Source organism: Teredinibacter haidensis (genome assembly GCF_014211975.1).
Classification (GTDB): domain Bacteria; phylum Pseudomonadota; class Gammaproteobacteria; order Pseudomonadales; family Cellvibrionaceae; genus Teredinibacter; species Teredinibacter haidensis.
In genome coordinates this window covers 42,325-58,687 of sequence record NZ_CP060084.1, presented here as the reverse complement: position 1 = coordinate 58,687, position 16,363 = coordinate 42,325, and the positions used below count along the sequence as shown (strand labels likewise).

Genomic DNA, 16,363 nt, shown 5'->3' with positions numbered 1-16,363 from the left:
AGCACGCCCGACGCCAAGCACCCTCAAAACATGCTCTTTACTTCGCTCATCAAAAGCATGGCAATCGCTAACGTCAGAACCTCTTATTATCGTTAAATTTCTCCGTGCTCAGATATTGGAGCCTCACGATGCTTTTTCTCCCAAAAATCTGCTTTCTTAATCCCTAATTTCACAGGATCAAACACGTAGTGTTCTACTCCTTGCTTACGCTGTGATTCATAATCTTTCAGCGCCTTTATTGCAGGTTTTGATAAAAAGAAAATAATGATAATACCGATAATATTTAACCACGCCATTACGCCAACACCGACGTCGCCCAACGCCCATGCAAGGTTCGCCGTTTTTACGGCTCCATAAAAGGTCGCGCCCAATATCACAACCTTCAAGCCAAAATCCAAACCCGGAATATGGAATACACGATTGATATAAGCCACATTAGTTTCCGCAATGTAATAGTAAGCAAGAATGGTGGTGAAGGAGAAAAAGAATAGTGCGACAGCAACAAAGGGATTTCCAACACCCGGCATTACACTCTCAATCGCCATTTGTGTATACGAGGGACCGTTTGCTGCAATATCTGCGGCAATATTCTGCACCAAAAAGGCTTCTCCTAGCTGAACATTGTAAGTATCGGTAATTAAAATCATAAAAGCTGTTGCTGAACACACAAACAAGGTATCGAAATATACGGAAAAAGCCTGTACCAACCCCTGCTGGGCTGGATGCTGTACTTCGGCTGCCGCCGCCGCGTGGGGGCCGGTTCCCTGGCCAGCCTCGTTGGAATAAACACCTCGCTTAACTCCCCAGCCAATAGCCGCCCCTACACCCGCCATTGGAGTGAAAGCATCGCCGATAATTAATCCGAATATTCTCGGTAGCTCCGCAACATTTAATAAAACAATCACAACAGCAATCAGAATATAGGCCAACGCCATAAAAGGAACAACAACCTGAGCAACATACGCAATACGTTTCACGCCCCCAAAAATGATGAAGCCGAGCATCAAAACGACGATTGTTCCCGTTAAAATTTGTGCCTGGCTGAGCACGCCGAAACTGGTCTCAATTAAATCTCCGCTACCGAAGGCCATAGAGGCCGCCATACTGATACTATTGGCCTGCACCCCAGGCAACAAAAAGCCGCAGGCAACTATGGTAGAAACGGCAAAAAGCCATGCGTACCATTTTTGCCCCATGGCCTTTTCAATATAGAAAGCCGGGCCGCCTCGATACTGCCCCCCCGGCTCCTGCTCCTCTTTATAGATTTGCGCCAGAGTTGATTCGGCATAGGCCGTTGCAGCGCCAAGAAACGCCACCAACCACATCCAAAACACCGCACCCGGACCACCAAAACCAATAGCGGCAGCAACACCAGCAATATTACCGGTACCGACCCGGCCCGAGAGCGACACGGTCAACGCTTGAAAAGAAGAGATTCCCTGTTCCGAACTTTTGCCTGAAAGCAAAAGCTTCCACATTTCGGAGAAAAGCCGTACCTGTACGAAGCGAGTAAGAATCGAATAAAAAAGCCCAGCTCCCAGGCAAAGATAAATTAACACCGGGCTCCAGATAATACCGTTAAGAAAATTTACCCAGGTTTCCATACGCCTACCCCTAAATTGTTGTGAAATACACTGTATTCCACACTGATACTAAACAGGTTTGTTATTAGCAATTTTTTTGCCACTATAAACGCGCCCCGGTAAAAAACAAGGTTCTTAACCACCAAGCTCTAGTGAAAGTCATTAAAAAGGGAACAGGAACCAATAATCTTTCATCCAAGATTAAACTTCTGCACCACGACCAAAATACAGTAGCTGCTTTTTAGGCATAGCTACTGCCTTCTTTTAGTGAGTCGGCGCTGTCTATTTCATTGCTTTGATTAAGGGGGAAAAAGGAGGGGCTGAGCTATTTACGATCGCGCAGGCACTAGGGTTACACCTACGCTCTAACAAACAATTCAAAGAGACGACACCGGAAGTAACAATCACTTCCGGCAGGCGAGAGCTATCGTTATTTTAGTCTGTTATTTTTTTAAGGCCGCAATTGCATCGTAACAAGGCTTTCGCTTGTATTCACGATCAAATAACAGCGGGTAGTTGGTGCGACCAACGACAGGGAAATTGTTTTTCCAGGACTCCCCATCACCGGTTCCCCAAAGAGTAACCCGTTCGATCTTGTCGCGATGCTTGAGAAACAGCTTGAAAAATTCTACGTAGCGATCATTTAAACGCTGCTCCACTGCAGCAGGCAAGCCATCCGCATAAGGGTTTAACTCGTCGGAATATTCAAAATTTGTAGATATTTCCGCCCCCATAAACTCCCAGGCTACGGGCAGCACATCCATATCAAACTCTGTAATATGAATGCGCATACCTTCGGCAGCGTAGGCTTCAATACTGTCTTCAAATTCTTGAATATTGGGAAAATCCAGACCGACATGCCCTTGCAGGCCAACGCCCTGTATGGGCACGCCACGCTTTTTCGCCTTGCGGATATAGTCCACCAGAAAAGCGCGCTTAGCCGGATTTTGCATGTTGTAATCGTTATAGACCAGATGCGCTTTCGGGTCTGCGTCATGAGCAAAATTGAAGGCGTGATCCATAAAATCTGCCCCAATGGTGTTAAACCAAGGACTTTTTCGCCAGCCCTTATCTTCATCAATGGCTTCGTTTACCACGTCCCAGGCCGTCATACGACCAGCATAACGCCCAGCAAGATTTCCGATATGGCTCCCCATGCGCTTTAGCAGGGCCTCGCGGGATATAAGCTTGCCCTTTTCATCCTGAAACACCCAATCCGGCACTTGCGAGTGCCAAACCAATACATGCCCCAACATATACATATTGTGTTTTTCACCGAAGTCCACAAATTTGTCTGCTGTTTCCCAGTCCCAGCGCTCTGGAGTTGGATGAATCCTCTCCCACTTCATGCTGTTTTCCATGGTAATCGCGCTAAATTCTCGGCTTACCAGCCCCAAAAAACTCGAATCAGACGCTCTCATATTGGAACCACTGATAGCAGTGCCGATATGGAAATCGTGCTTATAGAGGTCTTTAATGCCTGTCTCTTCTACCGCCTTTGCGAGCGCGTTAACTTTGATGCTGGCAAGGGCTGTATAGACTGCGGCGGACTGAAGAACAAATTGTCTGCGGGATATGGCCATAGTTGTTTTTCTCTATCTCGATGGTAATAAGGTATCTCTGAACCATTATAGTCCAACGAACTATAAGCTTAGGGCAAAAAAAAAGCCCGCGAACTAAACGCGGGCTTTTTCGACGCTATATATCTGGAGATTAACTTATTCGCCAGTTCCAGCGTCCTCTGCTGGAGCAGCGGCATCAATTAACGGCTTTAGCTCGCCACTTTCTTGCATTTCGGTAATAATATCGCAACCGCCCACCAGCTCGCCGCCCACCCACAACTGAGGGAAAGTCGGCCAATTGGCATATTTAGGCAGGTTTTCACGAATATCCGGATTGGACAATATATCGACATAAGCGAATCGCTGGCCACAGGCCATTACTGCCTGGGACGCACGCATCGAAAAACCGCACTGTGGTGCATTTGGCGAGCCTTTCATATATAGAATGACGGCATTGTCTGCAATCTGGCTTTTAATGGTATCCATGATATCCATGGGGTACTGACCTCACTGTATTAACCTACTGATTTTGTCGGGTATTGTACGCTAACGACATTCAAGTTCCCACTGCTATTTCCAACGTAAGCGCCCTGCAGCACAAGGTTAACCGGTTTCAGCTCCGAGTAAAGCCCGGAAGAGACAGAAACGGTTTAGCCAGCTGCGCACAATCATAAAAGCTGTGAATACCGCAACGGCAAACACTATCGATTCCAGTAACATATTGATCCCATTCGTTGATAGGCTCTGTCGCAAAGGAACTGAATCCTGCGAGCTATTTTCGAACACATTGGACTTCAGTCTCGCAAACATAAGTGCCCTATAGCCAATAGCGTCTCCCTTAGCCGAGGCCCATTTCGGTGCAACACTCACTGCGAGGCTATAACTCAACCATCACTGGACCGAAGCGAAAATAAGTCCTTGGCCCCTATTTTACAAATAGAACATTTGTTTATAGAATAATCGTTTGATCAGGCAGCCGAAGCTGCCTGTTTTGCTTTTGGGAGTTAATAATGTCGGCGTCCGCACTCATGAATACATACGGAGAAAGAACAACCACCCTCACCAAAGGGGATGGAGCTTATTTGTGGGACAGTGATGGGAATCGCTATCTAGACGCACTTTCCGGCATCGCCGTCTGCGGTTTGGGTTACAACCACCCCGCAGTAACAAGAGCTATCGTGGAACAAGCAGAAAAATTGATTCACTGCTCCAATCTTTACCTAATCGAGCCTCAGCAGGAGTTAGGTGAATTATTGGTAGACCTTTCAGGCATGGACAAGGTGTTCTTCTCAAATTCCGGCGCGGAAGCAAACGAAGCAGCCTTAAAAATAGCGCGAAAATTCGGTCAGCAGAAGGGTATTGCTCTACCACAGATCATCACTGCAGATAAAAGCTTCCACGGCAGAACCTTGGCAACCCTCTCGGCTACAGGCAATCCAAAAGTCAAAGCAGGTTTTGAACCGCTGGTAAGCGGTTTTGAACATGTCGCCTACAACAATATAGAAGCCATTAAAGCCGCCGCCACAGAGAGTACCGTAGCCGTTATGGTGGAGCCGATACAGGGGGAAGGTGGCGTAAATGTTCCTGATCACAATTATTTGAATCAGTTGCGTGAACTCTGCGATACCAACGACTGGCTAATGATTCTCGATGAGATTCAAACCGGCAACGGCCGTACCGGAAAGTTTTTCGCCTACCAGCACAACAATATTTTGCCCGACGTAGTCACGACAGCAAAAGGATTGGGCAACGGCGTTCCCATTGGTGCTTGTCTGGCGAGAGGTAAAGCCGCCGAGATCCTGCAGCCTGGCAACCACGGATCCACCTTTGGCGGAAACCCTCTGGTCTGCAACGCTGCGCTGGCGGCAACTAAAGCTCTAATCGAAGAAAATCTTATTGTGCGAGCGGAAAAACTCGGCACTTATTTTTTGGACGCTTTTCGAGCGAAACTGGCAGGCTCCGAAAAAGTACTCAATATTCGAGGAAAGGGCTTAATGATTGGTATAGAGCTAGATCGCGAATGCGCGGAGCTAGTCACAAAAGCCAAAGCAGAGAAACTGCTAGTGAATGTAACGGCAGGCGATACCCTTCGCTTGTTACCACCACTAATCATTTCCGATGAACAAGCGCAAGAAATTGTGCAAATTGTTGTCAAACTCATCGAAGAGTTTTAATTATTATGGCTATAAGACACTTTTTAACGCTGCTGGATCTCGCACCAGATGAGCTTACCGCTATTATCGATAGTGCCATCAAGCAGAAAACCGAACTGAAACAAGGGAAAATAATCGAGCCCTTTAAAAACCAGGTGCTGGGCATGATTTTCGAAAAATCATCCACTCGCACCCGCGTTTCTTTTGAAGCAGGTATGACACAGTTAGGTGGCAGCGCCATCTTCCTGTCGCCACGTGACACCCAGCTCGGTCGCGGCGAGCCGATCGAAGACTCTGCCCGCGTACTGTCGCGCATGGTCGACATGATCATGATCCGCACTTTCGAACACGAAAAAATCGAGCGCTTTGCCGAATACTCCAAAGTACCCGTCATTAACGCACTAACCGATAGCTACCACCCCTGTCAGCTGTTAGCTGATATTCAAACCTACGTTGAACACCGGGGCAGCCCCGAAGGTAAAACCGTCGCGTGGATTGGCGACGGCAATAATATGTGTCACTCCTATATTAATGCCGCACGTTTATGTGATTTTGAACTTCGGGTTGCCTGCCCAGAGGGCTATGAGCCGGATGCAGAACTGGTAAAAACAAACAAAAACCGTGTGGCAGTGATGCGCAGCCCCGCTGACGCGGTAAAAGATGCAGACTGGGTCGTAACCGATGTCTGGGCAAGCATGGGCCAAGAAGAGGAGCAGCAGCAACGTGAAGGTCAGTTCGAGGGTTATCAAGTCAACCACGAACTAATGAACCGCGCGAAAAACGATGCAGTGTTTATGCACTGCTTACCCGCACATAGAGGTGAAGAAGTCAGCCACGAATTAATGGAAGACGATAAACGCTCTGTGGTGTGGGATGAAGCAGAAAACCGCCTACATGCCCAGAAGGCATTGATGTGTTTTTTAAAAGAAAATAGCCACTAGTAACTTCTTGAAAACGTAAGCTAGGCCGTCAGCGCAAGGTAAAAATGGGGAAAAAACGGAGTTTATAACGAATAGATGGACATTTTAATCCCCTTTTTAGGCAATGCAGATAGCTTCTCAACAGCCGGGTAACCGGCCTCTCTTTGGGTCGGCCACTATGTGACTGCCTGAAGTGTTCTCCTCCCTTCGCGATGGGGGGAGAAGAAATATTTCAAAGCTTGTTATCGATGGAAGGGAAAAAGACAATCCCGCAGTTCCAGCCAGTCTCCCTCAAGCTATTCAAACAACACCGGCTCTGTGGAGTACTCACAGTACTCGAAATTCAAATCGCACACCTGCACAATAAAATAGAGCGTTTGCGGAACGGTGTACATCATAGAGCTTACATCAGTAACCTGATCTTCTCCCGTGTCACAGGACAGGCTAAAACCTGCAGTGTACTGGCAAAACTGAATACCATCGTCCTCGCACTCAAAACCCAGCCCACACAATTGAGACCCCACGTAAGACGCATGCGTAATTGACGGGCTATCGTTCACATAGAACTCTACCCAATAATCGTCCCATGCTCGCGTATACCAATACACCTCAAACCAACCGTCATCCATATAGGGATCAACGGTTAATCCAGGGCTCGAACTAAATTCCGAGCTATAACCATAACTGTCGACCAAATAAAAATCATCCAGCTCCGGCTTATCGTGGTTATCCGTCATAACATGAACCGACGATGCTTCCACATACACGTCACTGTAATACCCATCGTCGTAAATACTGACATGCTCGGCGCCGCACGCGGTTAAAACCAAGGGAAAAACGACCATTGAAAAGCGCTTTATAAAAGGGTTCATCACAAGCTCCTCGCTCTCACATTTGTTAACGAGCATTTTGCTTACCTTCGACTGAACCCTAGCTGAACTCGGATATCCGGTTTTAATAAAATACTATCGGAGCGAAAGGCATAAAACCCTGTCTACATTAGTAGAAAATATTATAAATTGAAGCCAACGATATGTAGCAGCGCAACGCTTTTATCCCACCTGAGCTGGCGAGTTAGCGCGCACTTATCCACAAACTTTCTCGCGATTTACCCACAGGAAACCACCAGAGTTTCGTTATTGCGCTCCGACTCAAACCACATTATCTTGCATCTCTTCCTAACAAGCACCGGCATATGCCATGTGCATCCTAGGCTCAACCCTAACTCAGATTAACCTTTACTGGCAGGGCAAGCTCCCAAACCAGACGTGTCACAGGTTCATTCACTACGAGTTAAATACGGGGGGAGGGGTAAAATCATCGGCATCTAGGATATAGAAGCAAACAACACCGGACGCACCTTATAGGTACTCCTTTGCTATAGAGCTACTGAGGGGTTCATATTTACGACGCAGCTACATAGGCTAACTGGGAATTAATCCAAGACGGAAACATACCAACTGAATTCTTTAGAAAAAATGGAGCCCGCATATCACCAGTAGTCCAAAAATAAATCCGATACTGCCGAGCGGTTTAATCTGGTCATATGCAAGCATTATAAATGTTTTATTATACTGTGGATTTACTCAACGCAAATCCAAAGATCGTCGTAATAGAATAACGTTAGCCACGGAGCCATGTAAGAGCAGACTATGCAACCAGAGCCTCATCATTAGACACTATAAAAAAGGTCGAACGCAAAGTCCGTTCCTCACTGCGATGCAGAACGATTTGGGCAGGAGTAAAGCAAGCAATAAAAAACACAAGGTATATAACCGACAAAAGATTCATGTTCATCGGATCACCAACACATATCGGGTCACCTTTTAAGGTCCAAAAATCTGGCTCAAAACAGCAGTCAAATTCACCTTTTACTTGGAGGCTTGATCATGGCAAGACACGGCTACAACAAAGAAAACATATTTTTGGAACCCACTTCGGAGGAACAAAGTGATACGGCAGAAATTGAGAGCGCCGTAAGGGAGTTAAGCCAATCGGTATCGACCCTGAATAGAGCTCTTATCGCCCTTCAACAAAAGCTGGCGGGAAAAAACCAGTCCAACCATAGAGATATTATAGAAATACCTCGAACGGTTCATTAAAGTGCCTCACCCAACGGAAAGTCTCAGCATGGGGCCCACCCAGAAATATCGAAACCGCACGATGGATAACCTCAACCGACAGAGTCATTCGTTACGGCAAAAGCACAAAATCTCGTTCCGATCGTACTGGTGGTAAACCGACAACGCAAACATATGACAAAAGCCATCCGCTACCTTAGCGCCGAGCTTAAAGTCGAAAACCCTATCTGATCGCTCCCAAAAGCTGGCAGGTACGCCAGTGAGTAGGCGGTTATTTCCACCAATAGGTAAGATCCGCACACATCAATAATACCGATAGCGACCGTCTTTTTATGCGCCTGCGGCGAAAACTATTGCACTCCCACCGTCATAAAGACCAAACCTCCAGGGCAAAACCCAATGACCCGCAACGACCGGTCAAGCACACTATCAACGGCCAGCTCCTCGCGGCTTTTAGCATGAAGGCTATTACCCACCTGGAGCATATCCACCTGTAACGATGATCTTTATCCTATAACACCAAAGCAAAGATTCTGCCATCACCTATACTGAACAAATACTAGGCTAAATCTTATCCCCCTATGACCAAAGTTCTCGTCGTTGACGATGTAGAAGACAATGTCGTACTCCTGACCTTCGAGCTTGAGGACGAAGGCTTTGAAGTTATTGCCGCGTACAATGGTCAGCAGTGCCTCGATAAAGTACACGAAGAAAAACCCGACATTATATTGTTGGATATTCGCATGCCTGGCATCAGCGGCTTGGATACACTAGAACAGTTAAAAGCCAATGAGCACACCCGGGATATCCCCGTCATCATGGTTTCGGCCAACACCGCCGATAACAGCATTATTCAAGCCCTTGATCTGGGCGCTCACGACTTTGTGTCAAAGCCCATTGAATACCCCGTGCTGTCGGCCCGGATGCGTTCAGCCTTACGCCTCATCAATGCCCGCCGCGCGCTGGTTAAAGCCAACGAAGAGCTGGAGCGTCTGGCCACACAGGATCCATTAACCCACACCTATAATCGTCGCCATTTCTTCGCATTGTCGGAGGCTGAGTATTCAAAATCACTCCGCCATAACCGCCCACTATCTGTGTTGATGATTGATGTCGACCTATTCAAAGCCATAAACGATACTTACGGGCATGCCGCCGGTGACACCGCACTAATAGCCCTCACGGAATGCTGCCGTCTGGCCACAAGAGATTCCGATATATTCGGGCGATTGGGTGGCGAAGAATTTGCACTTACCTGCCCAGATGCGGACCTGGAAGGCGCGGTTGCCCTGGCCGAACGTATTCGCCAAAGCTGTGAGGAGCTCACCATAGACGCCCCAGACGGGAAGCCGTTTTCCATGACCTTAAGTATTGGAGTGACGACAATAGCAGCGGAAGACAATGACTTTAGCCACACCCTTCAACGTGCAGATAAACTACTATACCAAGCCAAAGCCCTGGGGCGAAACCGATCCGTTAGCTGCTAAACGTTATATCGAGGCACCCTTGTAAGAGCCACGAAACGTGTAACGCTGGATTCGCGCAAACACTATGGTCAATATCCTACAAGCAGTACAGAACCTTGCCACTATTGAAAAAACGTCAAAAAGCTCAGAATACAGTCTCTCAAGGATGATCACACGGACGCGATGAATGGCCACGGTAGGTCAAGGGATGCGCACCAACACGGATGTACCTCAAGGAACGTGCGCGTGGCCAGGTAAGGTCAATGGATGCGCTTTAGTTCACAGGATGTGAATGTAAAAAAAGGAAATCAGGGAAGGTCAAGGAAGAGATTTGAACCGCGTTTTCTTGGAGAAAGCCGGGGATGTTAGATGGGACTGGACTTGCATTTCGACAGGAGGTCGGCCGTTTTACGGTAATCTACGCGCTTGTGGCGATAAGTCACAAGCGCGTTTCTCGTTTAGGGCCAGTGCCACTAGGGGCTAACTAACCCCATCTAGCGCCAACCTAAGTAATGCCGCTACCGATAAAGCATCCGTAATCTCTCCATTTTTAACCATATCAATCGCTTTTGTTAAAGGCATTTTCTCTACGGTAATATCTTCTGTAGCCTCCAACTGCTGCCGGCCTTCATACAACCCTTTGGCAACATAAAGCTTGGCCACCTCATCGCTGACCGAATTGGACTGGTGAATAGTCATCAGCTCACTCCAATCCCGCGCTTTCAGCCCTGTCTCTTCCTCAAGCTCTCGCTTTGCAGCCTCCAGCATATCTTCACCATAGGGCGCCCCCCCCTCTGGAATCTCCCAAGTATAGCAATCTAAGGTGTAACGACTTTGACGCACCAGCCAGGTATTACCGTCCTCATCAATCGGAATAACACCCACGGCGCGGTTTTTAAAATGTACAACCCCGTATATGCCGGGCGTGCCGGCAGGCGTTAACACGTCTTCGTGGGTGATTTTGATCCACGGATTTTCGTAAATTTCCTCTACGTTGAGCTGCTGCCAACCGCCAATTTTTTTGACTACCATCGTCTTTTTACGCCTGTATCAGTACTGAATTAAGTCCACATCTACACCTTCTGGAGCCTCGTCAGAATATCGAACCCGGCCTTCACTATCCCTCCATCGATATAAAACGGATGCATCAAGGTTTACTGCCGTAGGTATTTTCTCCATCATTAGCCGCGGCTCCCGTTCAACCGTCGCAATTTCTCCGGCCATTACCAGCCCCATTAACGACTGCACTTTGGCATTCATCAAAAGACCGGGAATATCACGGCTCTCAATCATCTGCTGAACCTGCTCATCCTTTACGATATCCTGCACTCGAGAATCGTTACGCATAGCATGCACGCGCTGCCAGGCTAGAGCCATTCGCGAGGCGATAAATATATCGGCCTCCCGCAATCCAGCTTCGTCATCACCATCACTTTTTACTTCCGCCAGCGCGAACTGGCGCAAATCTGCTAACTCGGGAAGATTAATTATTCCCTGAAAACCAGGCGATTCAATTAAACCATCCAGATTTCCTTCGCGCATATAGCGTTGGGATTCGGAACTAGAAAGAAACTGTTTAAGCTGGTCAGACTCTCCTAGAGCCTGCAAGTTGCGCATCAACTTCTGCGGCTCTCGCGCTAGCTTACCCAGCACTTCCGCCTGCAGCGGATCTACCCCCGCGACTAACGCGCCCATGCGCGAAGCCTCTCCTACTGCTTTTGCCGCAATAGCTACAACCTTGTCTCTATCGGTAAGAGGGCTATCAGCCATCACCGGCGCCTTACTGAGCTGCAACGATGCCTGCACAAAAGAAAACGCCCACACCATCAGCAGGCCAGACACAACACCAACGCAGGTCCCCAAAAAAGCCCCTAACCAAGGCAAGCGGGAGGTCTTCGTAAACAGCGCTGCCAGCAATAACCGAGGCAACTCGGCCACAAGAAGATACGCCAACAGATAGATACCGGTAAAGCCACCGCAATAGGCCAGCAGAGGCGGCCAGCCCCAAGTCATCAACCTTTGGCTAAGCCCAGCCCCCCACAGGAGGCTGGTGGCGTAGGCGGCGATCACGCCCAAAAGCGCGAGTAAGCTAAGCCAGAACCCACGGCGAAATCCTCGGAAGGCACAAACGCCTATCCAGGCTACAAAAATCAGGCTAATCCACGACATACCGAGCACTACTCTTCGCTTTCACAAATATATTATTGATTGACAAAGGAACAATTGCTGAGCAGAGGCCAAAACGGTATATTGCGCGCTTGTTTTCCCCCTCTATGTCTCAGGTCCTCAGCACCTTTCAGCGATTGTACGGAAATACCTCTATGCCGCATACCGAGCCAAGCCATTCACAACCAGAATCACTCGATAAACTCAACTACAACGATGAGTTTATCAACCGGCATATTGGTCCCAACCCGCAGCAGACCTCTGCCATGCTGGAAAAGTTGGGGGTAAGCAGCTTAAATGAACTCATTGAGCAAACGGTGCCCGCAGCGATCCGTAGCGAACAGACCGCCAGCCTGGCTGCACCGATGACAGAACAGCAGGCCTTGGCTGAACTCAAAGCCATCGCTCAGAAAAACCAGCGGTTTAAGAGCTACATCGGCCTGGGTTACCACAGCACCTATGTACCCCCTGTAATCCTGCGCAATGTCATGGAAAACCCAGGCTGGTACACCGCTTACACCCCCTATCAGCCAGAAATTGCACAGGGCCGCCTCGAAGGCCTACTTAACTTCCAGCAAATGATTACCGACCTTACTGGCATGGATCTGGCCAACGCCTCGATGCTGGACGAAGCTACTGCCGCAGCTGAAGCTATGGCGATGGCAAAGCGCGTGGCCCGTAAAAACAAGTCTGACCAGTTTTTTGTCGATCACAACTGCCTGCCACAAACCCTTGCTGTGCTGAAAACCCGCGCCGAACATTTCGGTTTCGATATTGTAGTTGGTGACCCCAATACTGATTTGGAAAACCACGACTACTTCGGAGCACTGCTACAAAACCCAGGTGCAAACGGTGAACTGCTGGAGCTGGAAAAGCTTACTCAGGTCGTTCACGCAAAAGAGGCTCTGGCCATTGTTGCCGCCGACATAATGAGCCTAGCCCTGCTCAAAGCCCCGGGTGAACAAGGCGCGGATATTGTCGTAGGCTGCAATCAGCGGTTTGGCGTTCCTATGGGCTTTGGCGGTCCACACGCAGCGTTCTTCGCCTTCCGAGAAAAATACAAGCGTTCGACTCCCGGCCGCATAATTGGTGTCTCTGTCGACAGCCGAGGCAAGCCAGCTCTGCGCATGGCCATGCAAACCCGAGAACAACATATTCGCAGAGAAAAAGCCAACTCAAATATTTGCACCTCTCAGGTTTTACTGGCGGTGATGAGCGCCTTCTATGCCATGTACCATGGCTCTGATGGCATCGACAGAATTGCCAAACGCATTCACCTATTAACTAAAATTCTGGCCCAGGGCCTAACCTCGCTAAACTACAAGCTTCGCCACAGCCAGTTTTTCGATACGCTGTGTATTGAAGTGGGCGAACAGCAAATGGCTCTTTACCAGCGCGCACTTAAATCACATATTAATCTGCGCCTAGAGGGAAAAAATGCGCTAGGTATCAGCCTGAACGAATGCACTACGCAAAAAGATATCGAGGCTCTACTCGCCGTTTTTGCAGCCGGCGAATCGCCACTGGATTTTCACAGTCTGGAAGTCAAAGCGCAGGGCAATACCGCCATCCCCAGAGAGTCCGCGCGTGAACAAAAAGCCCTACAGCACGAAATTTTTCATCGCTACCAATCCGAAACGGAGATGCTGCGCTACCTCAAACGATTAGAATCAAAAGACATTGCCCTGAACCACGCGATGATTCCGCTCGGCTCCTGCACAATGAAACTAAATGCTACTGCAGAGATGATTCCCGTTACCTGGCCTGAGTTCGGCGAGCTTCACCCCTTTGCCCCAATAGATCAGGCCCAGGGCTACACCATATTATTTGAACAGCTGCAGAACATGCTAAAAGCATGCACCGGTTACGATGCCATAAGCCTTCAGCCCAATGCCGGCTCACAGGGCGAATATGCAGGATTGGTCGCCATCAAAAAATATTTTGAAGCCAAGGGTGAACACCAGCGCAACGTGTGCTTAATACCCCAATCTGCCCACGGAACAAACCCCGCATCGGCACAAATGGCGTCAATGAAAGTAGTCGTAATCAAATGTGATGAGCAGGGCAATGTAGACGTGAACGATGTGAAAGCAAAAATCACTCAACACGGGGACAGTATTGCCTCCATTATGGTGACCTACCCTTCCACCCACGGTGTTTTTGAAGAGAACATCAAAGAAATTTGCGAGCTTATTCATAACATCGGCGGCCAGGTCTATATCGACGGCGCCAATATGAATGCGCTGGTCGGCCTTGCCGCACCGGGAGAATTCGGTGGCGACGTTTCCCACCTCAACCTCCACAAAACGTTCTGTATACCCCATGGTGGTGGTGGTCCCGGAATGGGCCCTATCGGCGTAAAAGCTCATTTAGCACCGTATTTAGCCTCGCACCCACTACAAAGTATACCCGGCACAGAACAGGGTAACGGTACTATTTCAGCAGCACCGTGGGGCTCTGCGAGTATTCTGCCGATTAGCTGGATGTATATTCGTATGATGGGCGGCACCGGTGTAAAACAGGCCACCGAAGTGGCCATTCTTAACGCCAACTATGTCGCCTCACAATTGCAGACGCACTATCCAATTTTGTACAAAGGCAAAAATGGTTTTGTCGCCCACGAATGCCTGCTGGATTTACGCCCGCTAAAAGAAAGCAGCGGTATTACGGAAGAAGACATTGCCAAGCGACTCATGGACTTCGGCTTCCACGCACCAACCATGTCCTTCCCCGTTGCAGGGACCCTCATGATCGAACCCACCGAATCCGAAAGCAAAGCAGAGCTAGACCGCTTCTGCGATGCCATGATCACCATTCGCCAGGAAGCTGAGCGCGTACAAAACGGTGAGCTACCACGAGACAATAACCCTCTATGTAACGCTCCACACACTCTCGACGATATTATTGAAGAAAATTGGCAGCGCCCGTATAGCCGGGAAGAAGCGTCGCGGCCATTAGCGTATTTAAAAGAACATAAGGTTTGGCCGAGCGTTAACCGCATCGATAACGTTTACGGAGACCGCAATTTGATATGCTCTTGCCCTTCTATTGATCTGTATTTGGACAAATAATTTTTATTGTTCATCTCTTTCCGCTTCCTTCGCATTCCATAAAAATGCTGTAGCGGCTTCGATCTCGGGTGGTTTGGCCATCCAAGATCGAAGCCACATTAACAATCTACCAATATGCCCCACCACCTCTAGGTTTAGATGCACTTCGTAACAAACTGAATGTTTAAAACGTACTCCAGAGAAATAGTTGCAAGTACTATCCCCTACGGCGTTTTTACCCTACGCTCGGCTGCTCGCAAAAGGCAAAAGGTTCCGTTTCCGGAAAATAGAAGCGTGCGCCGCCCCAAAGCTGCCATGACGATGTAGCTGTAAACGTGCTGTTACGTTGATACCGATCAAAGCTCGGCTCCTGGGTCGCTTACGAAACATCTAAGGCCGCAGCCATAATAACGTTTCAAGCCGCTACCCTTGCTGAACCACAAGCCCATCGTCGCTGCGTATTAAAAGAGCTAGAGACGTTTTCACTGGGATCAATATCGAAGTACAAGGTATGAAACACTGGTCCCGCCAAGCGAGGCGCCTCCGCAGGCGCTCGAAACCAAAAACAGAAGAAGTCTTAGAAAACCAGTAGATATGCGGATCAATAAGAACATGCGTTGTGAATAAATAAAGGGTTGGACAACAGCACAGTAATCGCTGCAAATTCGAACCAAAAAAAAGCCACTGAACAGTGGCTTTTTGCTTTTAGTGCTCTTTAAGACGCGACGCTAACTAATTCTTTCGCGGAATTAGGGACACATCATAAATGTTTGCTTCTCGCGCGGCATCGGCAATCGCGACATAGGAGGCCGTGGAAGCCTGCTCATGGGCCATAACGACCACGCCACCCTCTGGGCTTTCAGCGCTTTTCTGTGCGATCAGGGAGCGTACGGAGCGGATATCGACACGACGCTGGTCAATGTAAATTTCATCGTTAGCGTTGATCTGAACCAAAATACTCTTACTTTCGGTTTCGGGAGGTGGCAGGTTTTCGGTGTTTTCTGGCACATTCAAACCCAGCGATTTTTCTTTGATAAACGATGCTGTCACGATGAAGAAGATCAGCATGATGAACACCACATCTAGCATTGGTGTCAAATCAATCTCAGCCTTATCTTCGGCCGATTCAATGCGTTTTCTACGACTCACAATTTATTCTCCACATTCGATAATGAAATCGCGATCTCTGCCGAAGCGGAGACTCGCTGCCAGTATACAGCGAAAAGCGATTCTATTGCCCTAGAGAGTAGATCAGCTCCATCACAATCGCAATGTATTGCTGTTGTGCAGCAAAGTTGTCTTTCCCGGCAATCCGGCATTCTACACGATCTTTTACCTGTCTGCTCGTCATTTAAGTTGTGGTCGTTTTTTGCTCGCCCCAA

At 48.5% G+C, this 16,363-nt stretch carries 12 protein-coding genes; 5 read left to right on the top strand and 7 right to left on the bottom strand.

From position 1 onward, the window contains the following. Positions 1-92: 92 nt before the first annotated feature. The 3 genes from H5715_RS00250 to grxD form a co-directional block, all read right to left on the bottom strand. Complete coding sequence (locus tag H5715_RS00250; RefSeq protein WP_075188370.1) at positions 93-1,604, bottom strand: alanine/glycine:cation symporter family protein; 1,512 nt, start codon at positions 1,602-1,604, stop codon at positions 93-95. A gap of 422 nt (positions 1,605-2,026) precedes the next feature. Next, positions 2,027-3,166, bottom strand: a complete 1,140-nt coding sequence (locus tag H5715_RS00245) for an endo-1,4-beta-xylanase (RefSeq protein ID WP_075188369.1) — start codon at positions 3,164-3,166, stop codon at positions 2,027-2,029. A 135-nt stretch (positions 3,167-3,301) separates the two neighbouring features. Next, positions 3,302-3,640 (bottom strand): Grx4 family monothiol glutaredoxin, encoded by a 339-nt coding sequence (gene grxD / locus H5715_RS00240; RefSeq protein ID WP_075188368.1) that lies wholly within the window; start codon positions 3,638-3,640, stop codon positions 3,302-3,304. A 515-nt stretch (positions 3,641-4,155) separates the two neighbouring features. Between grxD and H5715_RS00235 the strand changes: the two genes are divergently transcribed. Together H5715_RS00235 and argF are read left to right on the top strand one after the other, a co-directional pair. Next, positions 4,156-5,319 carry an acetylornithine transaminase gene (locus H5715_RS00235; protein ID WP_075188366.1) on the top strand — a complete coding sequence of 388 codons (1,164 nt, stop codon included), beginning with the start codon at positions 4,156-4,158 and terminating at the stop codon, positions 5,317-5,319. A 5-nt stretch (positions 5,320-5,324) separates the two neighbouring features. Continuing rightward, positions 5,325-6,239, top strand: a complete 915-nt coding sequence (gene argF, locus H5715_RS00230) for an ornithine carbamoyltransferase (protein WP_075188365.1) — start codon at positions 5,325-5,327, stop codon at positions 6,237-6,239. Positions 6,240-6,514: 275 nt separating this feature from the next. Here argF and H5715_RS00225 read toward each other — a convergent pair whose 3' ends face one another. Then, positions 6,515-7,090 carry a hypothetical protein gene (locus H5715_RS00225; protein WP_075188364.1) on the bottom strand — a complete coding sequence of 192 codons (576 nt, stop codon included), beginning with the start codon at positions 7,088-7,090 and terminating at the stop codon, positions 6,515-6,517. A gap of 1,017 nt (positions 7,091-8,107) precedes the next feature. Here H5715_RS00225 and H5715_RS00220 point away from each other — a divergent pair. Continuing rightward, positions 8,108-8,320 carry a hypothetical protein gene (locus tag H5715_RS00220; RefSeq protein ID WP_075188363.1) on the top strand — a complete coding sequence of 71 codons (213 nt, stop codon included), beginning with the start codon at positions 8,108-8,110 and terminating at the stop codon, positions 8,318-8,320. Positions 8,321-8,880: 560 nt separating this feature from the next. After that, positions 8,881-9,786 (top strand): GGDEF domain-containing response regulator, encoded by a 906-nt coding sequence (locus H5715_RS00215; protein ID WP_075188362.1) that lies wholly within the window; start codon positions 8,881-8,883, stop codon positions 9,784-9,786. A 459-nt stretch (positions 9,787-10,245) separates the two neighbouring features. On the opposite strand, the gene H5715_RS00210 is transcribed toward H5715_RS00215, so the two are convergent. Together H5715_RS00210 and H5715_RS00205 are read right to left on the bottom strand one after the other, a co-directional pair. Next, positions 10,246-10,797 carry an NUDIX domain-containing protein gene (locus H5715_RS00210; protein ID WP_075188361.1) on the bottom strand — a complete coding sequence of 184 codons (552 nt, stop codon included), beginning with the start codon at positions 10,795-10,797 and terminating at the stop codon, positions 10,246-10,248. 18 nt (positions 10,798-10,815) lie between these two features. Beyond that, positions 10,816-11,934: a CvpA family protein gene (locus tag H5715_RS00205; RefSeq protein ID WP_075188360.1), complete on the bottom strand. Its 1,119-nt coding sequence runs from the start codon at positions 11,932-11,934 to the stop codon at positions 10,816-10,818. Positions 11,935-12,086: 152 nt separating this feature from the next. Between H5715_RS00205 and gcvP the strand changes: the two genes are divergently transcribed. Next, complete coding sequence (gene gcvP, locus H5715_RS00200; protein ID WP_075188359.1) at positions 12,087-15,002, top strand: aminomethyl-transferring glycine dehydrogenase; 2,916 nt, start codon at positions 12,087-12,089, stop codon at positions 15,000-15,002. Positions 15,003-15,713: 711 nt separating this feature from the next. Here gcvP and H5715_RS00195 read toward each other — a convergent pair. Then, a complete protein-coding gene (locus H5715_RS00195; RefSeq protein WP_075188358.1) occupies positions 15,714-16,130 on the bottom strand; it encodes an ExbD/TolR family protein in 417 nt (138 codons plus the stop codon). Positions 16,131-16,363: the final 233 nt, after the last annotated feature.